The 19367-nt window shown below is 73.2% G+C and carries 21 protein-coding genes; 14 read left to right on the top strand and 7 right to left on the bottom strand.

Annotated features, from left to right (window positions below):
• Positions 1 to 16: 16 nt before the first annotated feature.
• Entirely contained in the window at positions 17 to 2161 is a 2145-nt protein-coding gene (locus ACQEVB_RS14985; RefSeq protein WP_432970738.1) for an acyl-CoA dehydrogenase family protein, read from the bottom strand.
• A 139-nt stretch (positions 2162 to 2300) separates the two neighbouring features.
• On the opposite strand from ACQEVB_RS14985, the gene kstR reads away from it, so the two are divergent.
• Genes kstR through cyaB form a run of 4 tightly spaced genes read left to right on the top strand, consistent with a single transcriptional unit; the run spans position 2301 to position 5362 of the window.
• The gene (kstR, locus tag ACQEVB_RS14980) at positions 2301 to 2936 is read left to right on the top strand and encodes a cholesterol catabolism transcriptional regulator KstR (RefSeq protein WP_432970735.1); all 636 of its coding nucleotides are present in this window, start codon (positions 2301 to 2303) and stop codon (positions 2934 to 2936) included.
• A gap of 48 nt (positions 2937 to 2984) precedes the next feature.
• Positions 2985 to 3899, top strand: coding sequence for a quinone oxidoreductase family protein (locus tag ACQEVB_RS14975; RefSeq protein WP_432970732.1), 915 nt, complete (start codon positions 2985 to 2987; stop codon positions 3897 to 3899).
• Positions 3896 to 4759 carry an LLM class flavin-dependent oxidoreductase gene (locus tag ACQEVB_RS14970; protein ID WP_432970729.1) on the top strand — a complete coding sequence of 288 codons (864 nt, stop codon included), beginning with the start codon at positions 3896 to 3898 and terminating at the stop codon, positions 4757 to 4759. The genes ACQEVB_RS14975 and ACQEVB_RS14970 overlap by 4 nt, the downstream gene beginning before the upstream one ends.
• Before the next feature lie 45 nt (positions 4760 to 4804).
• Positions 4805 to 5362, top strand: coding sequence for a class IV adenylate cyclase (gene cyaB / locus ACQEVB_RS14965; protein ID WP_432970726.1), 558 nt, complete (start codon positions 4805 to 4807; stop codon positions 5360 to 5362).
• Between the two features lie 4 nt (positions 5363 to 5366).
• On the opposite strand, the gene ACQEVB_RS14960 is transcribed toward cyaB, so the two are convergent.
• Positions 5367 to 6437, bottom strand: a complete 1071-nt coding sequence (locus tag ACQEVB_RS14960) for an NAD(P)H-dependent amine dehydrogenase family protein (protein ID WP_432970723.1) — start codon at positions 6435 to 6437, stop codon at positions 5367 to 5369.
• A 5-nt stretch (positions 6438 to 6442) separates the two neighbouring features.
• Positions 6443 to 7234, bottom strand: a complete 792-nt coding sequence (locus ACQEVB_RS14955; RefSeq protein ID WP_432980364.1) for an SDR family oxidoreductase — start codon at positions 7232 to 7234, stop codon at positions 6443 to 6445.
• Between the two features lie 66 nt (positions 7235 to 7300).
• On the opposite strand from ACQEVB_RS14955, the gene ACQEVB_RS14950 reads away from it, so the two are divergent.
• Genes ACQEVB_RS14950 through ACQEVB_RS14930 form a run of 5 tightly spaced genes read left to right on the top strand, consistent with a single transcriptional unit; the run spans position 7301 to position 11405 of the window.
• Positions 7301 to 7909 (top strand): TetR family transcriptional regulator, encoded by a 609-nt coding sequence (locus tag ACQEVB_RS14950; RefSeq protein ID WP_432970720.1) that lies wholly within the window; start codon positions 7301 to 7303, stop codon positions 7907 to 7909.
• A 49-nt stretch (positions 7910 to 7958) separates the two neighbouring features.
• Positions 7959 to 9029 carry a DUF1214 domain-containing protein gene (locus ACQEVB_RS14945; RefSeq protein WP_432970717.1) on the top strand — a complete coding sequence of 357 codons (1071 nt, stop codon included), beginning with the start codon at positions 7959 to 7961 and terminating at the stop codon, positions 9027 to 9029.
• Entirely contained in the window at positions 9026 to 10171 is a 1146-nt protein-coding gene (locus ACQEVB_RS14940; RefSeq protein WP_432970714.1) for a sulfotransferase family protein, read from the top strand. The genes ACQEVB_RS14945 and ACQEVB_RS14940 overlap by 4 nt, the downstream gene beginning before the upstream one ends.
• Positions 10168 to 10950, top strand: coding sequence for an SDR family oxidoreductase (locus tag ACQEVB_RS14935; RefSeq protein WP_432970711.1), 783 nt, complete (start codon positions 10168 to 10170; stop codon positions 10948 to 10950). Before ACQEVB_RS14940 ends, ACQEVB_RS14935 begins: the two co-directional genes overlap by 4 nt.
• Positions 10947 to 11405: an SRPBCC family protein gene (locus ACQEVB_RS14930; RefSeq protein ID WP_432970708.1), complete on the top strand. Its 459-nt coding sequence runs from the start codon at positions 10947 to 10949 to the stop codon at positions 11403 to 11405. Before ACQEVB_RS14935 ends, ACQEVB_RS14930 begins: the two co-directional genes overlap by 4 nt.
• A gap of 3 nt (positions 11406 to 11408) precedes the next feature.
• On the opposite strand, the gene ACQEVB_RS14925 is transcribed toward ACQEVB_RS14930, so the two are convergent.
• The 3 genes from ACQEVB_RS14925 to ACQEVB_RS14915 form a co-directional block, all read right to left on the bottom strand.
• Positions 11409 to 12206, bottom strand: a complete 798-nt coding sequence (locus ACQEVB_RS14925; RefSeq protein WP_432970705.1) for an SAM-dependent methyltransferase — start codon at positions 12204 to 12206, stop codon at positions 11409 to 11411.
• 106 nt (positions 12207 to 12312) lie between these two features.
• On the bottom strand, positions 12313 to 14253 hold the full coding sequence (locus ACQEVB_RS14920; RefSeq protein WP_432970702.1) for a glycoside hydrolase family 127 protein: 1941 nt from the start codon (positions 14251 to 14253) through the stop codon (positions 12313 to 12315).
• A 13-nt stretch (positions 14254 to 14266) separates the two neighbouring features.
• A complete protein-coding gene (locus ACQEVB_RS14915) occupies positions 14267 to 15055 on the bottom strand; it encodes an SDR family NAD(P)-dependent oxidoreductase (RefSeq protein ID WP_432970699.1) in 789 nt (262 codons plus the stop codon).
• A 74-nt stretch (positions 15056 to 15129) separates the two neighbouring features.
• On the opposite strand from ACQEVB_RS14915, the gene ACQEVB_RS14910 reads away from it, so the two are divergent.
• Positions 15130 to 15768, top strand: a complete 639-nt coding sequence (locus ACQEVB_RS14910) for a QsdR family transcriptional regulator (RefSeq protein WP_432970696.1) — start codon at positions 15130 to 15132, stop codon at positions 15766 to 15768.
• Between the two features lie 84 nt (positions 15769 to 15852).
• A complete protein-coding gene (locus ACQEVB_RS14905) occupies positions 15853 to 16947 on the top strand; it encodes an alpha/beta hydrolase fold domain-containing protein (protein WP_432970693.1) in 1095 nt (364 codons plus the stop codon).
• A 5-nt stretch (positions 16948 to 16952) separates the two neighbouring features.
• Here the strand turns inward: ACQEVB_RS14905 and ACQEVB_RS14900 are convergent, their stop codons facing one another.
• Positions 16953 to 17459 (bottom strand): beta-class carbonic anhydrase, encoded by a 507-nt coding sequence (locus ACQEVB_RS14900; protein WP_432980361.1) that lies wholly within the window; start codon positions 17457 to 17459, stop codon positions 16953 to 16955.
• Between the two features lie 108 nt (positions 17460 to 17567).
• Here ACQEVB_RS14900 and ACQEVB_RS14895 point away from each other — a divergent pair, with 108 nt between their 5' ends.
• The 3 genes from ACQEVB_RS14895 to ACQEVB_RS14885 all read left to right on the top strand — a co-directional run bounded on the left by ACQEVB_RS14895 (position 17568) and on the right by ACQEVB_RS14885 (position 19364).
• Positions 17568 to 18383, top strand: a complete 816-nt coding sequence (locus ACQEVB_RS14895; protein ID WP_432970690.1) for a hypothetical protein — start codon at positions 17568 to 17570, stop codon at positions 18381 to 18383.
• Between the two features lie 2 nt (positions 18384 to 18385).
• Positions 18386 to 18961: a hypothetical protein gene (locus ACQEVB_RS14890; protein ID WP_432970687.1), complete on the top strand. Its 576-nt coding sequence runs from the start codon at positions 18386 to 18388 to the stop codon at positions 18959 to 18961.
• A 76-nt stretch (positions 18962 to 19037) separates the two neighbouring features.
• On the top strand, positions 19038 to 19364 hold the full coding sequence (locus tag ACQEVB_RS14885; RefSeq protein WP_432970684.1) for an ArsR/SmtB family transcription factor: 327 nt from the start codon (positions 19038 to 19040) through the stop codon (positions 19362 to 19364).
• Positions 19365 to 19367: the final 3 nt, after the last annotated feature.

Raw genomic sequence — 19367 nt, 5'->3', positions numbered from 1 at the left:
CGGGCGCCGCAACCTCTCACCGCGCAGCCGGCTCCCGCGGCAGGCCGAGGATCCGCTCGCCGACGAGTGTGAGCAGGATCTGCGTCGTCCCGCCGGCGATCGAGTGGCAGCGGCTGAGCAGGAACTCGTGCACCAGCGCGGCCGCCTCGCCGTCGACGGCGGCCCCGTCCAGGCCGGCGAGGTCGAGCGTCGCCTCGGCGACGTCCTGGCGGTGCCGCACGCCGATCAGCTTGCGCAGCGCCGAATCGGGGCCGGGACCCTCGCCGCCCAGCCGGCGCAGCGTCGCACGGAGATCGAGCAGCGACACCGCGAGACCCTGCGCGACCAGCGCGCCCGTCCGCTCGCCGGTGCCGCCGTGGGCGAGCAGCCGCTCCACGCCCTGGCCGAGCGACGAGCCGCCGGAGAGGGCCACCCGCTCGTTGGCGAGCGTCGTGCGGGCCAGCGGCCAGCCGCGGTCGACCTCGCCGACGACGTCGGCGTCCGGCACGAAGACCTGGTCGAGGAACACCTCGTTGAACACGGCGTCGCCGGTGATCTCACGCAACGGGCGCACCTCGATGCCCGGGGCACGCATGTCCACCAGGAAGTACGTGATGCCGCGGTGCAGCGGCGCATCGGGGTTCGTGCGCGCCAGGCAGATGCCCCAGTGCGCCTCCCGCGCCAACGACGTCCACACCTTCTGGCCGGTCAGCGCCCAGCCGCCGTCGACGCGTTCCGCCCGCGTGCGCAGGGACGCCAGGTCAGACCCGGCGCCCGGCTCGCTGAACAGCTGGCACCAGGTGATCTGGCCGCGCAGCGTCGGCGCGGCGAACCGCTCCTGCTGCTCGGACGTGCCGTGCTCCAGCAGCGTCGGCACCGCCCAGCCGCCGACCACCAGGTCCGGCCGGGACACCCCGGCCCGGCGCAGCTCCTCGTCGATCAACAGTTGCCGCGCAGGCGGCGCGTCCAGACCGTACGGCGACGGCCAGTGCGGGGCGAGGTAGCCGCTGTCGGCCAGGCGCGTGCGCTGCTGACCCTCGGGCAGCTCGGCCAGCTGCGCGACCGCGGCCCGGACGGCCGGCCGCTCGGCCTCCGTCGCCGCGTCCAGCTCGATGCCGAGCGTGCGCCGGGCGCCGCCGGCGGCCAGCGCGGCCGCGCGCTCGCGCCACCCGGCCGTCGGGCCGAGGAGCTGCCGGTTCGCCACCGCCCGCCGCAGGTAGAGGTGCGCGTCGTGCTCCCAAGTGAAGCCGATGCCGCCGAGCACCTGGATGGCGTCCTTCGCCGTGTCGACAGCCGCGTCCAGCGGCGTGCCCGCAGCGACGGCCGCGCTCAGCGGCAGCTCGTCGGGTGCGTCGGCGGCGGCGCGGGCGGCATCCCAGGCGAGCGCGGCGGCCTGCTCGGCGCGGAGCAGCATCTCCGCGCACAGGTGCTTGACGGCCTGGAACGAGCCGATCGGCCGGCCGAACTGCTCGCGGACCTTCGCGTGCCCGGTCGCGGCGTCGACGCACCAGCGCGCGATCCCGGCGGCCTCGGCCGCGAGCAGCACGGCAGCGAGGTCGCGCACCCGCGCCGTGCTGACGCCGGGCAGCACCCGCCCCGGCGGCACCAGCACGCCCTCGGCCTCGACGCGCCCGAGCGAGCGGGAGAAGTCGACGGGTGGGCGCGCCTCGACCTTCAGGCCCGGCTGGTCGGCGTCGAGCAGGACCCAAACGTCGGCACCCGCCAAGGTGGCGCCGAGCAGCAGCAACGGCGCCGGCCCTGCGCCGAGCACGGCCGGAGCCACCCCGTCGATCCGCAGGCCATCGGGTGTCTCGACCGCGACGAGCGAGCCGGTGTCCAAGGCGGCCGCCACCGGCGTCGCGCCGTCGACCACCCCGGTCAGCAGCTCGCCGCCCAGGAGCAAGCCGGCGAGCACGGTCGTGCCGACCGGTCCGGGCACCAGCTCGACGGCGCACTGCTCCAGCGCGGCGGCCACGTCGACGACGGTCCCGCCACCACCGCCGAGCGCCTCCGGCACGGCGACGCCGAACACACCGACCTCCGCCATCGCGGACCAGTGCGCCGACCAGTCGCCGGGGCCGGACTCGGCGGCGCGCACCGCGGCCCGGCAGCCCAGCCGCGCGACCGACGCCCGGATCCCGTCCTGCAGTGCGCGCTGCTCGTCCGTCATCGCGATCGTCACGGCGGCGACTATAGAACGTGTTTCACTTCTTGGGTGGCCCATGTGGGCGCGACGACGGGTCGGGAGGTACCGTCTCGATGTTGATGGAACACGTTCCGGTTCAGCGCTGGCACCGGAACGGCACGACAGGAATGAGCACATGGCAGAAGCAGCCCGCGACGCCGACCCGAAGGTCGTCACCGCGCTCACCGACGCGGAAGTGGGGTCGCCGGCGCAGCGGCAGCGCCGCAAGCGCATCCTCGACGCCACGCTGGCGCTGGCCTCGAAGGGCGGCTTCGAGGCCGTCCAGATGCGCGCGGTCGCCGAGCGCGCCGACGTCGCGCTCGGCACGCTGTACCGGTACTTCCCCTCCAAGATCCACCTGCTGGTCTCCGGGCTGGCGCGCGAGCTCGCGAGCACGCTCGAACGCCTGGAGCGCACCACGATCCCCGGGGCGACCCCGGCCGACCGGGTGCTGCTCATCCTCAGCCGCAACACCAAGGCCCTGCAGCGGGACCCGCAGCTCACCGAGGCCATGACCCGCGCCTTCATGTTCGCCGACACCTCCGTCGCGGCCGAGGTGGTCGAGGTCGGACGGCTGACCGAGCGGATGTTCACGCACGCGATGGGCGTCACCGAGGCGACCGACGAGGACAAGGCGATCGCCAGGGTGATCAGCGACGTGTGGCTGTCCAACCTGGTCGCGTGGGTCACCCGCCGCGCCACCGCCGAGGACGTCGAGAACCGGTTGCGGCTCACCGTCCAGCTCCTGCTGAACCACCGCGCGAACGACTGACCGAGGATTCCTTGACCTGAACCCAGGTTGATGTTGAACGCTGGCGGCATGAGCAAGGCAGCAGTGTTCTACCAGCCGGGCGGGCCGGAGGTCCTACGGATCGCGGACGTGCCCGAACCGACCGCGGGTCCGGGGCAGGTCCGGGTGCGGGTGAAGGCGGCCGGGGTCCAGCCGTTCGACGTGGCGGTCGTCGCAGGACAGATCCACCGGCAGCCCGACCCGAGCGTGCCGACGATCCCGGGCAACGAGTTCGCCGGCGTCGTCGACCAGGTCGGCGCCGGCGTCGAGGGGATCGCGGTCGGCGACGAGGTGCTCGGCTACGGCACCCTGAACAGCTACCAGGAGCTGCTCGCCGTCCCGGCCGACCAGGTCACGGCCAAGCCGGCGGCGATGCCGTGGGAGGTGGCGGGCGGGTTCAGCGCCGCGGCGCAGACAGCGCACATCGCGCTGGAGGAGATCGGCGTCGGAGCGGGCGACACCGTGCTGGTCCACGGCGCGGCCGGCGCGGTCGGGACCATCGCCGTGCAGCTGTGCCGGCTCCGCGGCGCGACTGTGCTCGGCACCGCGCGAGAGGCACAGCACGACTACCTTCGAGAGCTCGGCGCGACCCCGGTCTCCTACGGCGACGGCTTCGTCGACCGGGTCCGTGCACTGGTTCCCGACGGCGTCGATGCCGCGATCGACGGGGTGGGCGGCCCGGCGCTCGACGACACCCTCGAACTGGTGAAGGACCGCGCCCGCATCCTCACCCTCGTCGACCACGGCAAGGCGGCCGCCCTCGGTATCCGCGTGACGCCGCCGGCCCGATCCGCGGCGCGGCTCGCCGAGCTGGCGAACCTCTACGCCGACGGACAGCTGCGCGTGCACGTGCTGGCGACGTACCCGCTGGACCAGGCCGCCGACGCCCTGCGCCGCTACCAGGCCGGCACCATCCGCGGCAAGATCGTCATCACGGTCCCGTGAGCACGATCGCGGTGGGCGTGGTCCTGCCCGCGCTGAGCGTCCAGCGGCGCCAGGGTCTCGACCTGCGTGGCGCGGCGCGGCACGCCGAGTCCGTCGGGTTGGCGAGCGTCTGGCACGGCGACCACCTCGCCATCGGCGCGCCCGTCCTCGACGTGACCGTCGGGCTGGCCACCGTCGCCGCCGTCACCTCGCGGATCACCCTCGGCACCGGCGTGTTCGTCCCGGCGCTGCGCCCGCACGCCGTCGCCGCGAAGCAGGTCGCGAGCCTGCAGGTCGTCAGTGACGGGCGGCTGGTGCTCGGCGTCGGTTCGGGCGGCGGTCCTGCCCAGTGGGCCGCGGCCGGGGTCCCGTTCGCGGAGCGCGGCCCGCGCACCGATCGCGCCCTCGACCTGCTGCCCGGCCTGCTGGCCGGCGAGCCGCTCGTCGTCGACGAGGAGAGCGTCGTCCTCGATCCCGCGGTGCCGAAGCCACCGATCTGGGTCGGGAACGCGTCGCCCGTCGCGCTGCGTCGTGCCGCGCGCGCGGACGGCTGGTTCCCGTCGCTCGTCACGCCGGCCGCGGTGGCCGCGGGCGTGGCCCGCCTCGCCGAGCTGACCGATCGACCGCTGACCGTTGCCGTCGGTGCCGCCGGCGCCATCGGCGACGGCGTGCGTTCCGCGGCGGAGATCGAGCGGTCGATCGGCGCGGGCTACGGCATCGACGCGACCGGCATACCCATCACCGGCAGCCCGGCGGAGGTGGCGGACCGGCTGGCCGAGCTGGGTCGGGCCGGCGCGCACCACCTGGTCATGGGCTTCGCCGACGGCGACTGGCGCAAGCAGTGCGAACTCCTCGCGGAGGCGAACGCCCTGCTCGCGTGAAGGCTCAATCGTGAGTGGCTCGTGGGTTGTGTAAGCATCCCGCGGGTGCCGATCGAAGCCGAGCTGAAGGCCCGTCTCCGCGACCCTGACCACGTGCGCGCCGAGCTCGCCCGCCGAGCCGCGGAGGAGGTCGCGGTGTACTCCGACACCTACTTCGACAGCCCGGACGGCACGTTCACCGGCGCCGACCGTGAGCTGCGGGTCCGCGAGGTCCGCACCGACGCCGGTGTGCGGAGCTTCCTGACCTACAAGGGCGCGGCCGTGGACGAGGCCAGCGGGTCCAAGCCCGAGGCGGAGACCCAGGTCGCCGACGCAGCTGCGACGCGCGACATCCTGGCCGGCCTCGGGTTCGTCGTGGAGATCGCGTTCGAGAAGCATTGCTCGAACTACCGGTTCACCCACGCCGGCCGGGACATGCTCGCCACGGTCGTGCGAGTACCGGAGATCGACGGCACGTTCGTCGAGATCGAGACCATCGTGGACGAGCGCGATGTCGCCGGCGCGCTCGACGACGTCCGGGCCGTGCTCACCGAGCTGGGGATCGACCGCGGCGACGAGACCACCGAGACCTACACCGGCGCGGTCCGTGCTGCACGCGGGTAGCTGATCAGGTGGCGACCAGCCCGCGCCCGGTAACCAGGGGCAGGTCGGTCGCCGTGAGCAGGCCCGGTGGCGCCGCGACGACGGCGGGCACCGCGTTGACCAGGCGCATCGCGGTGGCGGCCACGCCCGCGGTGTTGTGGTCGCCGTCGCTGCCGACGAGGCGCAGGTCGAGCACGTAGTTGGGCTCGCCGGTGACCTCGACGCGGTAGCAGCCGGTGCCGTTCGGCTGCGGCCAGTCCGGCGCGAGGTCGGGTCGCAGCCGCGTGACGTGCTCCAGCACCAGCACCGGACGGCCGCCGACCAGGCCGCTCACCGTGAACCGCAGGGCCGCCATCGTGCCCGCGGCCACCGTGCGGCCGGCGACCGTGAACGGCTCCGGCGCGTCGACGCGCTCGTGCTGGTCGACGACGGCGTCGAGCGGCACGTCGAGGGCGGCGGCGAGCTGGCGGACCACGCTGCCCCACGCGAGGGTGAGCACGCCCGGCTGCAGCAGCAACGGCGTCTGCCCGGGCGGGCTGCCGAAGCCCATGATGTCGAACAGCACCAGCGGGTTCTCGTAGGTGGAGTAGTCCATGATCTCCGAGCAGCGGACCTGGTCGATCCGGTAGCAGGTGCCCGTCAGCAGGAGGGGCAGGACGTCGTTGGCCCAGCCGGGGTCGATGCCGTTGACCCACAGCGACGCCCCGCCCTCAGCGGCCGCGCGGCGGACGGGCTCGACGACCTCGGCGGGCACGGTGCCGTCGGGGAACGACAGGAACACCGGCCCGCTGGCCACCACGTTGATGCCGGCACGCAGCAGCCGGCACAGGTCGTCGATCGCCTCGGGCAGCCGGTTGTCGGCCATCGCCGTGTAGACGACGCAGTCGGGCCGCGCCGCGATCAGCGCGTCGGCGTCGGACGTCGCGCGCATGCCGGGCGGGCCGTCGACGCCGGCCAGCTCCGCGACGCTCCGACCGGCCTTGGCCGCACTGGACACCCACACGCCGGCCAGCTCCAGCGCGGGGTTCGCGAGGATCCCGCGCAACGCCCACGTGCCGACGTGACCGGTGCTCCACTGCACGACGCGATACGTCACGTGTCTCACTCCAGGTCGGGGAGATTGAGGTCCAGGTTGGGGGCGCCGATGCCGCCGTCGACCCGCAGCAGCGACCCGGTGGTGTAGCCGGATGCCTTCGACGCCAGGTAGAGCACCGCGGCCGCGACCTCGGCCGGATCGCCGAGCCGGCGCAGCGGGGTGGCGCGCTCCATGGTCGCCCGGATCGTCTCGTCGCGGGCCACGATGTCCAGTGCCGAGGTGTGCACCGAGCCGACGGCGATCGCGTTCACCCGGACCCTCGGCGCGAGGTCGGTGGCGGCCAGCTCGGTGTAGTGCGCGAGCGCTGCCTTCGCGGTGCCGTAGGCGAGGTAGCCGCGGCCGGCCAGCCGCCCCAGCACCGAGGAGATGTTCACGACCGAGCCGCCCCCGCTGGCCAGCATGTGCGGCACCGCCGCCCTGGTCAGCGCGTGCGCGGTGGCGACGTTGAAGTGGAACGCCTCCTCCAGGAAGTCGTTCGTGGTGGTCAGGAACGTGTTCGGGTAGGTGCCGCCCACGTTGTTCACGACGACGTCGAGCCGACCCAGCTGCTCGGCAGCGGTGGCGGCGAGGCCGGCCGCGGCGTCCAGATCGGACAGGTCCGCCGGCACCACGACGGCGCGCCGCCCCATGGCCTCGATCGTCGCGGCGACCTCGGCCAGCTGCTCGGCCGTTCGCGCGCTGATGACGACGTCCGCGCCCGCCTCGGCCAGCGCGATCGCCGACGCCCGGCCGATCCCGCGCCCGGCCCCGGTCACCACCGCCGCAGCACCGGCCAGTCCGAACATCTCCATGACCACGTTCACACCATTGAGCATGCGCACTTAACAATCAAGACCTGGCGCTTCACGCGGCGACGTGCTGGCATGGTCGCCGTGGACGCGCGCGAGCGGATCATCGTGGCCGCGGAGCGGCTGATCGCCGAACGCGGCGTCGACGTGCCGCTGCGCGACATCGCCGTCGCCGCCGGACAGCGCAACAACTCCGCCGTCCAGTACCACTTCGGCAGCCGCGACGGGCTGATCCACGCCGTCGCCGACTACCGCATCGCCGACATGGAGCGGCGCCGACTCGAACTGCTCGCCGAGATCGAGACCGGTGGTGGCGACCCGTACGACGTCCACGCCCTGCTGTCGGCGCTGGTGCTGCCCATGCTCACCGTCCCGTACGAGCACGGGGCCACCCACTACGCGCGGTTCCTCGACCAGGTGCGGACCCATCCCGCACTGGCCGCGGACGACAACCTGGACAGCGCGCAACGGGCGGCCGTTCGGTTGATCATCACGCGGCTCGACCGCGCACTGCGGGACATCCCCGAACCGCTCCGGCGGCGCCGGCTGCGCAGCCTCCCCACCGTGCTGTTCGCGCTGCTCGCCGACCACGAACGCGGGGCGACCGATGCCACGGACCGCGCCGACGAGCTCGTCGACCTGCTCGCCGGCATGCTCACCGCCCCCGTCCGACGCTCGATCTGACGACTCGCCGTGTGGTAGAACGTGTTCTACATTCGGGTGAGGGGGCACCGTGGCCGACGTACTCGACGGGCAGGCGTGGTCCGAGTTCTGCCGGGCCCTGGAGAAGGCCGGCGAGGTGGTGCTGCGCGACTCCGCGCCCTCGACCCCGCTGGACCGCGCCGAGGGCTACCGCTACCTCACGCGGCTCGTCCGGGAGATGCTCTACGCCACCGTCGAGAACGCCGACCCGGACTTCCCGCGCCTGCGCGAGCTGGACCTGGTGAAGATCGGCGCGGACAACCCCGACAACGTCTACCTGTCGGCGACCGTCCGCGGCGATCGCACCTATCGGATCACCGGGCAGCGCGGCACGATCTCGTACTTCAGCATCGGCTCCAAGGCGAACCGATACGCCAAGGACGGGACGATGGCGTCCACCGGCGAGCTGGCCGACAAGGACCTCGTCGTCGCGCCGGACGGCACCGTCGAGATCATCGTGAGCGCGACGCCGCACGCGGGCAACTGGCTGCCGCTGGCCCCGGACTCCACCAGCCTGGTGGTGCGACAGACCTACCTGGACCGCAGGTCGGAGACGCCGGGCTCGTGGCGCATCGAGTGCATCGGAGGGCCGGAGAAGCCGCCGCCGCTCGACCCGGAGTTCCTGGTGAAGGCACTGCGTCGCGCCGCCATGGCGGTGCACGGCACGGCGGCCACGTTCGCGGCGTGGACCGAGCTGTTCATGACCCGGCCCAACGAGCTGCCCGACTTCGGCCAGGAGATGTTCCAGCGCGCCGGTGGCGATCCCGAGATCTTCTACCTGCACGGCTACTGGACGCTGCAGCCCGGCGAGGCGTGGGTGATCGAGACCGAGGTGCCCGACTGCCCGTACTGGAATTTCCAGCTGGACAACTGGTGGATGGAGTCGCTCGACCACGCCCACCGCATCACGGTCAACAAGCACACCGCCGTGCTCGACGACGACGGCCGGCTCACGATCGTCGTGGCCGAGCGGGATCCCGGGTGGGGCAACTGGATCGACCCGGCCGGCCACACCAGCGGCACCGCGCTGCTGCGCTGGCTCGGGGCGAGCTCCCACCCGGTGCCGAAGTGCCGCGTCGTCCAGCTGGAGGAGTCCCGGTGACCGCTATTGCGCAGGCGCTGCGCGTCGACGACCTGCTGGACGCCGCCCGGTCCCGGACCGGCCTAACCGAGTTCGGCGACGAGTGGTTCGTCGAGCCGCTCGGGGTGCTGGTCGGCAGCCTCAACGCCGAGGCCAAGCTCTCCCCGCTCGGGCTTGAGCTGACCCGGCGGCGGCTCACGGCACTGCTCGCCGACCGCCTGCGGCTGCGGGCGCTGCAGCGCGAGCACCCCGAGATCGCCGACGTCGAGGTCAGAGTCGCGGCGGAGATCTGCGGGCTGCCGCGCACCGGGTCGACGCTGCTGCATCGCCTGCTCGCCGCGTCCCCGGGGGTGACGTCGACGCTGTCGTGGGAGACCTCCTACCCGATCCCGTTCCCCGGCGAGGGCCCGGACGCGGCGGAGCGCAAGCGGCGCGCGCAGGACAGGGCGAAGCTGTTCCTGCAGATGTCGCCCGAGTTCGCGGCCATCCACACCATCGAGTGGGACGGCCCGGAGGAGGACGTGATCCTCGTCGACCGGTCGTTCCTGTCGATGAGCTACGACTCGTTCTACTGGGTGCCCACGTACGGCCGGTGGCTGCGCACCGCCGACCAGACCATCGCCTACCGCGAACTGCGGGAATGGCTGCAGGTGCTGCAGTGGCAGGACCCCGGACGGGCCGGAAAGGCGTGGGTGCTGAAGTCGCCGCACCACCTCACGGCGGTGGACACCGTGCTCGACACGTTCCCCGACTGCAAGATCGTCATGACGCACCGCTCGCCGGCCGCGGCCGTGCCGTCGTACGCGTCGATGGTGGCGTCGATCAGCGCGCAGTACAGCGACGAGGTGGACCCGGTGGCCATCGGGCGGTACTGGTCGGAGCTGTTCAGCGAGACGCTGCGCGGGTTCGCCGCGGTGCGGCAGCGGCGGCCCGAGCGGTTCGTCGACGTGCGGTTCGCGAGCCTGCTGGGCGATCCGGTCGGCGAGGCGAGCCGGGTGCTCGGCGAGCTGGGCGTGCCTCCCGACGTCCCCAGTCTGGAGGCGTACCTGGCCCGCAACCGGGAGCAGCGGCACGGGTCGCACTCCTACGCCCCCGAGGACTTCGGGCTCTCCGTCGACCAGCTGGAGCGTGACTTCGCGTTCTACGAGGAGGTCCACCGGTGATCCTCGACGGTGAGGTGGTGATCGTCTCGGGCGTCGGGGCGGGGCTCGGCGCCAAGCTCGCCCGCCGCGCTGCGGCCGAGGGCGCGAAGGTGGTGCTGGCGGCCCGCTCGACCACGGTCACCGCCGAGGTGGAGAAGGAGATCGTCGCGGCCGGCGGGGAGGCCGTCGCCGTGAGCGGGGACGTGCGCCGCCAGGACGACGTCGACGCCGTCGTGCGCACCGCGCTCGAGCGGTTCGGCAAGGTCACCGGGCTGGTCAACTCCGCCTACTCCCACCCCGGCTTCCACGACCTGCTGGACACCCCGGACAAGCAGCTACGCCGGTCGCTCGACATCGTCCTGCACGGCGCGCTCGCGATGACCCGCGCCGTCGTGCCGCACATGCAGGCGGCCGGCGGCGGCTCGATCGTCAACATCGGCACCATGTCCACCCGCAAGCCGCTGCGCGGCGAGGGCGGGTACGCGGTGGCGAAGGCGGCGATGGGGTGCGCCACCCAGTACCTGGCGCTGGAGCTGGGCGAGCACCGGATCCGGGTCAACCAGGCCGTGCTCGGCTGGCTCGACGGGCCGGGCGTGCGCTTCTACCTGCAGATGACCGCCGGCGCCCGCGGGGTGACCGAGCAGGAGGTCTACGACGAGATCGCGGCGCGCAACCCGATGGGCCGCATCCCGACCGACGAGGCCTGCGCCGGGGCGGTGCTGTTCCTGCTGTCGTCGCTGGCCTCCGAGGTGACCGGCGCGCTGCTGGACGTCAACGGTGGGGAGCACATGCCGTCATGACAGAGCACGTCGTGACCTCGGTGGAGGTGGAGATCGCGGCGCCGGCCGCGTTCGTGTGGGACGTGCTGACTGACTACGCGAGCTACCCGCAGTGGAACCCGTACACCGTGGCGGTGGCGACGACGCTCGCCATCGGCGACCCGATCGACCTGACGCTGCCCAACCCGGACGGGTCGCCCGGCACGTTCGTCAACCGCGAGTACATCCGGGTCGTCGACCCGCCGCGGCACCTGCGCTACGACACAGGCGAGGAGATGCCCGGCATCTTCGCGATCCGCGACCAGTGGATCACCGAGGCCGGCCCGGACAGCTGCAGCTACCACACCACCGATGCGATCTCGGGCAAGTACGCCGACACCGTCATGACCATGACGGGCGACTGGGTGAAGGCCGGGTTCGACGCCGTCGCGCGCGCGCTGAAGGTGCGGGCCGAGGAGCTGTGGGCGGCGCGCTGACGGCTACGGCTTCCGGGCGACCGCGCCGTACACCGACACCGCCGCGTCGGAGGCGCCGCCGGCGATGTCGGCGGGTTCCGGCCGCCATCGGGTGATCACGTCGAGGCCGGGCTCGACCAGGTCCAGGCCGTCGAGGAACCGGGCGATGGCGGCCTTCGGACGCACCTGCATCGTCACGCCCTGCTTGCGGTAGACGGCCTCGACACCGGCCCACTTCTCCGGCACGAAGTCGCCGGTCAGGTGGGAGAGGGCGACGTAGCTGCCCGAGGGCAGCGCGTCGATCAGCCGGCGGGTGATGCCGTAGGGGTCGTCGGCGTCGCCGACGAAGTGCAGGATCGCGATCAGCAGCAACGCGACCGGCCGTTCCATGTCGAGCACGTCCCGCACCTGCGGCGACGTCAGGATCTGCTCGGGATCGCGCAGGTCCGCGCTCACGTAGGCGGTGCGGCCCTCCGCGCTGCTGGTGAGCAGCGCGCGGGCGTGGGCGAGCACGATGGGGTCGTTGTCGACGTAGACGACCCGGGCGTCGGGGGCCGCTGCCTGGGCGACCTGGTGCACGTTGGGCTCGGTCGGGATGCCGGTGCCGATGTCGAGGAACTGCCGGATCCCCGCCTCCTGCGCCAGGTAGGTGACGACGCGCCGCAGGAACGCCCGGTTGGTGCGCGGCGGCACGAGGCTGTCGGGGTTGGCCGCCATCCCCGCCTCCGCGGCCGCACGGTCGGCCGCGTAGTTCGTCTTGCCGCCGAGCAGGTAGTCGTACACCCGGGCCGGGTGCGGCACGTCGGTGCGCAGGTCGTCCATCCTCAGGTCCCCCTCCGCTCACAACCCCACCGGTACGCGTCGAGAACGACGTTACGGTGATCAACAGGGCCTGTTGATCACCACAAGTTCGTTCTCGACGCGTACCTCAGCCTAGGGTGACCGGGATCCACACCCGCATCGTCGACGGGCCGCGCTCGGCCCAGTCGTGGTACGGCACGAGGCGGACGGGGATGGCCTCGCCGTCGGCGACCGCCCGGACTCCGGCGCCGTAGGGCCAGTCCCGGTCAGATGTGCGGGCCGCCCGCAGCCGGACGACGACGTCGCCGCCGGATTCCTCCGGCGGGACGGACGGGTCGAGCCGCACGTCGGCGACGTCGGTGAGCGCGCCGGCGGTGGCCGCGGCGAGGTCCACCGACTCCAGGCACAGCACCTCGGGGCCGCGCTCGACGGCGAGGCAGCCGCGGGTGGCGTCGATGCGCGGGTCGGCGGCGGTGAACCGGGGTGCGACGGGCAGGTGCAGCTCCACGACGTCGCCGGCGCGGAAGGTGCGCCGCACGGCGACCGTGCCGGGGGCTGCCGGCTGCTCGGTGACCTCGCTCGACCGCACGACGACCCGGGCGCCCTCGGCCCAGGCCGGCACCCGCAGCGTCAGCGTCCACGGCCGGTCGGCGTCCGCGCCGATGCGCACGCTGACCAGCCCGGACCGCGGGTACTCCGTGTCGATCTCCACGGTGACGGGGGTGCCGTCGGGCAGCGACGTGGCGATAGTCGACGGGGCGTACTGGTGCAGCTGCAGCCCGTCGTCGTCGACGGTGGCGAGGAACGTGCCGAGGCTCGCCAGGGTGCGGGCCACGTTGGGCGGGCAGCACGACACCGCGAACCACGGCGCGCGCTGCGTCGACGACGCGCGCGGGGACACCCGGTCGTCCGGCACGGGCGCACCGGGGCGGCGCTGGTGGAGGGTGTTGGCGTAGAAGAAGCGGGTGCCGTCGGCGGACGTCGACGTCGCGACGATGTTGTAGAGGGTGCGCTCGATCAGGTCGGCGTAGCGCGCCCCGCCGCGGGCGAGCAGGAGCCGCCAGCTGAACATGATCGAGCCGATGCCGGCGCAGGTCTCGGCGTAGGCGCGGTCGGGCGGGAGCACCCAGTCGTCACCGAACGCCTCGCCCTCGTGATGGCTGCCCTGGCCGCCGGTGAGGTAGGTGCGGCGGGCGACGGTGGTGTCCCACTGCGCGACGAGCGCCGCGAGCAGCTCGTCGTCACCCTGCTCGACGGCGACGTCGACGGCTCCGGCGGCCAGGTACCCGGCCCGCACGGCGTGCCCCCGGAGCACCTGGGCGGAGCGGACGGGGACGTCGTCCTGGTAGTAGGTACGGCCGAGCCACCCGTCGGGGAGCACCCCGTGGCCGCGGCGCGCCACGAACAGCGCGGCCTGCGCGACGTCGCGCTCGTCTCCGGTGGCCCGACCGAACTCGACGAGCGCCGGCTCGATCTCGGGGTGCCCGCAGACCGCGTCGAGACCGTCGGGACCGAACACCGTGCAGACGAGGTCGGCGGCGCGCCGGGCGATCTCGACGAGCCCGTCGGTCGCGTCCGGGCGGGTGCGGAGCCGCGCGACGGCGGCCTGGAGCAGGTGCCCGATGCAGTACAGCTCGTGGCCGGACGGGAGGTCCGACCAGCGCGGCTGCTGCCCGGGGCGGCCGAACTCGGTGTTCAGGTAGCCGTCGGGCTCCTGGGCGGCGGCGACCCGGGCGACGACCGCGTGGAAGCGGCGTTCGAGATCCGCATCGCCGGTCCTACCGATCTCCCAGGCCAGCGCCTCGAGGTACTTGTAGACCTCCGAGTCGGAGAACTCCCGCCCACGGCGGCCGGCCGGTAGCTGCCCAGCGGCCGCGAGGTCGAAGTTCGCGATCCACCCCTCCCGTTCGAGCCAGTGCTCGATGTGCGGCAGCGTCGCGGTGCCGTTGACCTGCTGGCGCCGCAGCAACGGCCCGCCGGTGACGGTCACCTCGCCGAGTGTGAGCGGGCGCAGGCGGCCGCGCGACGGCACGACCGGCGCGGCGGTCGGGGTGGGATGAAGATCCATGCCTCCACCTTCGTCAACCCGGTGGGGTCCGGTCCAGCAGCATCGCCGCCCGCCGCTGCGCCGCGGCTGCGAAGCGATCCGGATGGGTCTCGATCCAGAAGTCGCCGGCCAGCATGCCGTCGACGATCTGCCGGCCGACCACGACGGGGTCCGCGCCCTGCGCGGCGAGCCGCTGCATCGCGCGGCGCACCGGATCGCCGTCGCTCGTGTCGCCGAACAGGCCGGTCGCGACCGGACCCGGGTTCACCACCGACACCTGGACCTGCGGGAACGCCTTCGCCGCCTCCGCGTGCAGGCACTCGGTGAGCGCTTGCACCGCGTGCTTCGACGCGACGTACGGGGCCATGAACGGGCCCGTCGAGATGCCGCCGATCGACGAGACGTTCACGACGTAGGACCGCTCCGGCTGCGCACCCATGCGCGGCACGAACGACCGGATGCCGTGGAACACCCCGTCCACGTTGACGGCGAACAGCCGGCGCCAGCGCTCGACGGGGGTGTCCCACACCGGACCGGTGGCCTCCACGCCCGCGTTGTTGACGAGCACCCGCACCGGGCGCCCGGCGTCGAACAGGCGGGCGGCCAGCGCGTCCACGGCGTCCGGATCGGTGACGTCGACGACGGCCGCCTCCGCGTCGCCCGGTCGCAGCCCCGCGACCGTCGCGGCGAGGCGTTCCGCGTCGACGTCCACCAGCACGACGCGCGCGCCGCGCGCGACGAGTGCAGCAGCGACTCCGGCCCCGATGCCACCCGCGGCGCCCGTGACGACCGCGGTCTGCCCAGCCATGCGTTCGTCCGCCATGCCGCTCTTGGTAGCAGTCCCTCGATCATGGGCAGGAGTCACCCGGCGCAGCCTGGGGTGGCATCGTTGCGCGGATGACCGACCGCGTCGTCGGCCCGGTGGTGGCCGGGTTCACCGGCACCCCACTCGATCGCGAGCTCGCCCTGCCGCGCAGCGCACCGGGCACCGGCCCGCTCGCCGCGTTCCGGCTGGCCCGGCACCACTTCCTGGACGGGCGCCGCGTCGACATGGGCGGGTTGGCGGCGGAGCTGCAGGTCAACCGGGTCACGCTCTACCGATGGGTCGGCCGGCGCGAGGACCTGCTGCTGCGGGTGCTGTGGTCGTTGACCGAGCAGAACCTGCGCACCCAGTGGGTCGTGGCCGCCGAGACCGGCGACACCGGCCGGGGGCGGGTGGCGGCGATCATGGCGCGCTACATCCGCGACATCCTGTCGCACGCGGGGTTCCGCACGTTCCTCGCCGACGAGGGCGATCTCGCGGTGCGGCTGCTGACGGTGGCCGAACGGGGGTTCCAGCCCCGCCTGGTCCGGTTCGTCGAGCTGCTCCTGCGCGAGGACGTGGCGGCCGGGGTGCGCGACGAGTCGGTGCCGCCCGGCGACCTGGCCTTCGCGGCGGCACTGATCGTCGAGTCGTTCGTGTACAGCACCCGGATCACGGGCGACGATCCCGACCCTGACCGCTCGATCAGGCTGCTGAACGTCCTGCTGCGCTGAGCGAGTGCAACATCTTGTCGAAATGATGCACACGGCGTTACTGTCCAACCCCGCGTCGGAGCAGCCGCGGCGGAGGAGGGCGTCATGACAGCCAGCACCGAGACCCAGCGACCCGGACGACTGGGCGATCCCGAGCGCAACCTGCGGACCGACCCGCGCACCGATCCCCGCACCCTCGCGGCACTCGCGCCGTTCGGGCTCGACGTCAACGGCGCTCCCGCCCCACTGACCCCCGACGCCCCCCGCGAGCAGCAGCTCGAGTACGCCATGGCCGCCGAGGCCGGCTTCGAGGCGGTCTTCGCCGCGCTCGCCGACGGCCTGGAGCCGATCGAGGGGATCGAGCACCGCACCGAGACGATCACCGGTCCGGCCGGCAACGACATCACGCTCTACATCTCCCGGCCGGCCGGCGCCACGGGGCCGTTGCCGGGGATCCTGCACATCCACGGCGGCGGCATGGTCATCCTCCAGGCAGCCGGACCGCTGTACTGCCGGCTGCGCGACGAGCTCACGGCCACCGGGCTGGTCGTCGTCGGCGTCGAGTACCGCAACGGCGCCGGCGTGCTCGGCGCGCACCCGTTCCCCGCCGGGCTCGACGATTGCGCCGCGGCGCTCGCCTGGACGCACGAGCACCGCGCCGAGCTGGGGATCTCCACGCTCACCGTCGCCGGCGAGTCGGGCGGGGGCAACCTCACGCTCGCCACGGCCATCCGCGCGAAGCGGGACGGCATGCTCGACGCCATCGACGGGGTCTACGCGATGGTCCCCTACATCTCCGGCATCTACGGGCGGTCCGCCGCCGAGCGGGAGGCCGAGCTGCCCTCGCTCGTGGAGTGCGACGGCTACTTCATCTCCTGTGACCTCATGGGGGTCTTCGTCGAGGTCTACGACCCGGGCGCCGCGCACGCCACCGACCCGCTCTGCTGGCCCTACCACGCCACCGCCGACGACCTGGCCGGACTGCCGCCGCACGTCATCTCCGTCTGCGAGGTCGACCCGCTGCGCGACGAAGGGCTGGCCTACCACCGCACCCTGCTCGAGGCCGGCGTGGACGCGCGGTCACGCACGGTCCCCGGCGCCTGCCACGCCGCGGACCTGATGTTCCGCGCCGCCGCCCCGGACATGTACCTCGCCACCGTGCAGGACGTGCACGACTTCGCGGCCGGCCTCACCGGCTGACCGCCCTACCGGTCCTCCGCGGGGAGCACCTCCTGCAGCGTGAACCGGTTGATGTCGAGCACGAACCCGCGCACCTTCGTCTCCGGGTGCAGGAACGGGTCGTGCCGCAGGTGAGCCAGGTCGCGGCGCACGCTCGTCACCGGATCCCGGAAGGCGTGCGTGCGCCACTGCGGGCGCATGCCCGTCGCCTCGGCGAGCTCCTCGGTGAACTCGTCGTCGGTGAAGGTGGCCAGGCCGCAGCCCGTGTGCTGCATCAGCAGCACGTCGCGGGTCATGAGCTTGCGCTGGCTGATCGCCAGTGAACGCACGACGTCGTCGGTGACGACGCCGCCCGCGTTGCGCAGCACGTGCACCTCGCCGAGCTTCGCCCCGAAGAGGGCGAACACGTCGATCCGCGAGTCCATGCACGTGACGACGGCGGTCGCCAGCGACGGCGGAACCGCGAGACCCTCCGCGTTGGCCGCGGCTAGCTCCCCGCCACCGGCCTCGTACCTGCGCAGCAACTCGTCCATGCCCACCGTCCGACACTAGCGGCGAACCACTCCTCACACCTGCGAGCTATTCGAGCTACGAACTTGCTAAGGTTCGCAAGTCCGTGTGGCCGAGGGGCGGAGGAGCCGGTGACCACGCTCGCCGTCGCCGTGATCGGCACCGATCACGATGGCCTGCCGCTCGCCCGACGAGCAGCGGAGATCGGCACCCTCGCCGGGGTGGACGCCGAGGTGGTGGTCCTCCCCGAGCCGGTCGATGCCGCGCGCGTGGAACGGCTGCCCGAGCGGTACCGGGTGGTGTACCTCACCCGGACCGATCCGCGGCGGGCGCACGAGGTGGGCGAGCGGGCCGCCGAGCGCGACCAGCGACTCGTCGTGACCGATCAGGACGGGATCGCCGCCGCGCTGTGCGCCGCGGCACTGACGCACCTGCGCACCGTCGAGCGGTCGCCCGACGTGGCCCGGGTCGTGGTCGCCGGTGACGGGCACCTGCCCGGGCTGGTCCCGCTCCTGATGATCGCCGGGATGTACGACCTGGTGGCGTGGCAGGACGCGCACGCGGCAGCGTTCCCGTGGGAGCGAGCCGTGCAGGGGGCCGACGTCGTGATCGACCTGCGGCCCGGCCCGGACGCCGCGGCGCAGACCGCGCGGATCGCGCTGGATCGACCGGAGGGCTCGGTCCTGCGGCCCGTCGATGCGGTCTGGGCGGACCACGTCGTCGCCGGCGTGCTGCGCGTGGCGCTCGCGTGCCCACCCGGCTCCATGCACGTCGAGCTCGACATGCTGCGGACCGTGGCGGTCGCGATCGCCGCCACCACACCCCCACCCGGGCACGGCCGGCTCGCCGCGGCGACGGTCACCGACCTCGTCGCCGCGGCCGTGCGCCGCACCATCGATCCACGACTCGCCGAGCTCCGCTCGGTCGACGACCTCGAAGGAGCCTGACCGTGCATGCTCGGGTCAACACCATCTTCGGTCGGCGCGACAAGGTCGCGGCCGGCCTCGCACTCGCCGAAGGCACCGATCGAGCGGCGGTCGAGGCGTCGTTCGGGAACCTGGGCCTCGCCACCTTCGCCGATCCCGACGCCGGGGTGATCGTGGCGGTCTCCTACTGGAACGAGCCGGCCCGCGCCTCGGCGCCGACCTTGACCGCTGCCCGGGCGGCAGTGGCCGCGGCGGCCGGCGGCGACCTCGTCGCCGAGAGCTACGCGGTCGCCTGGCAGCTGCCCGCGACGGCGTCTCCCGGCGCGACGGTCCGCGTCGACCGCCTGCAGATCGACACCGCGACGGCGGGCGCGGGTCTCCGGGAGCGACTCGTCCGGCACGTCCGGCACGTGCCGGGCTTCTGCGGTGCCGAACTGCTGGTCGACCGGGCGCTCGGCGCCGGCATGCTGGTGACGACGTGGACGTCCGACTCCGACGCCCAGCGCGTCGACGCCGCCATCTCGGCCGTGCGCGACGGCGGAACGACGACGACCGAGACCTACGTGCTGGTGCGCGGACGTGCCGGACAAGATCGCTGATTTCCACGATTCGGCACGTATCTGGGAGACTCGGGCCCACGCGTCGAGGTTGCACGGTCAGGGAGGCTGGGGTCCGGTGAGCAAACCGCTCTACCAGCTGAAGGCCGAGTTCTTCAAAACGCTCGGCCATCCGGTGCGCATCCGGGTCCTCGAGCTGCTGAGCGAGCGCGAGCACGCGGTGTCGGAGCTCCTCGCCGCCATCGACATCGAACCGGCCAACCTGTCGCAGCACCTCGCGGTGCTGCGCCGCACCGGTCTCGTCACCACCCGCAAGGACGGCTCAGCGGTGCACTACTCGGTGACGAGCCCGCAGGTGCCGGAGCTGCTGGCCGTCGCCCGCTCCATCCTCACCGGGGTGCTCTCGGGACAGATCTCGCTCCTGCACGACCTGCGCACGTCCTGATCG

Origin of the sequence: Pseudonocardia sp. CA-107938 (assembly GCF_050936315.1) — a bacterium.
Lineage (GTDB): Bacteria > Actinomycetota > Actinomycetes > Mycobacteriales > Pseudonocardiaceae > Pseudonocardia.
Note: the sequence above shows the minus strand (reverse complement) of the source record. Positions and strands in the feature narration are given on the sequence as shown.

Coding starts and splice junctions, on each gene's coding strand:
- kstR (WP_432970735.1), top strand. CDS start 2,301: ATGGCAGAAGCAGCCCGCGACGCCGACCCGAAGGTCGTCACCGCGCTC.
- ACQEVB_RS14975 (WP_432970732.1), top strand. CDS start 2,985: ATGAGCAAGGCAGCAGTGTTCTACCAGCCGGGCGGGCCGGAGGTCCTA.
- ACQEVB_RS14950 (WP_432970720.1), top strand. CDS start 7,301: ATGGTCGCCGTGGACGCGCGCGAGCGGATCATCGTGGCCGCGGAGCGG.
- ACQEVB_RS14930 (WP_432970708.1), top strand. CDS start 10,947: ATGACAGAGCACGTCGTGACCTCGGTGGAGGTGGAGATCGCGGCGCCG.
- ACQEVB_RS14925 (WP_432970705.1), bottom strand. CDS start 12,206: ATGGACGACCTGCGCACCGACGTGCCGCACCCGGCCCGGGTGTACGAC.
- ACQEVB_RS14920 (WP_432970702.1), bottom strand. CDS start 14,253: ATGGATCTTCATCCCACCCCGACCGCCGCGCCGGTCGTGCCGTCGCGC.
- ACQEVB_RS14915 (WP_432970699.1), bottom strand. CDS start 15,055: ATGGCGGACGAACGCATGGCTGGGCAGACCGCGGTCGTCACGGGCGCC.
- ACQEVB_RS14910 (WP_432970696.1), top strand. CDS start 15,130: ATGACCGACCGCGTCGTCGGCCCGGTGGTGGCCGGGTTCACCGGCACC.
- ACQEVB_RS14905 (WP_432970693.1), top strand. CDS start 15,853: ATGACAGCCAGCACCGAGACCCAGCGACCCGGACGACTGGGCGATCCC.
- ACQEVB_RS14900 (WP_432980361.1), bottom strand. CDS start 17,459: ATGGACGAGTTGCTGCGCAGGTACGAGGCCGGTGGCGGGGAGCTAGCC.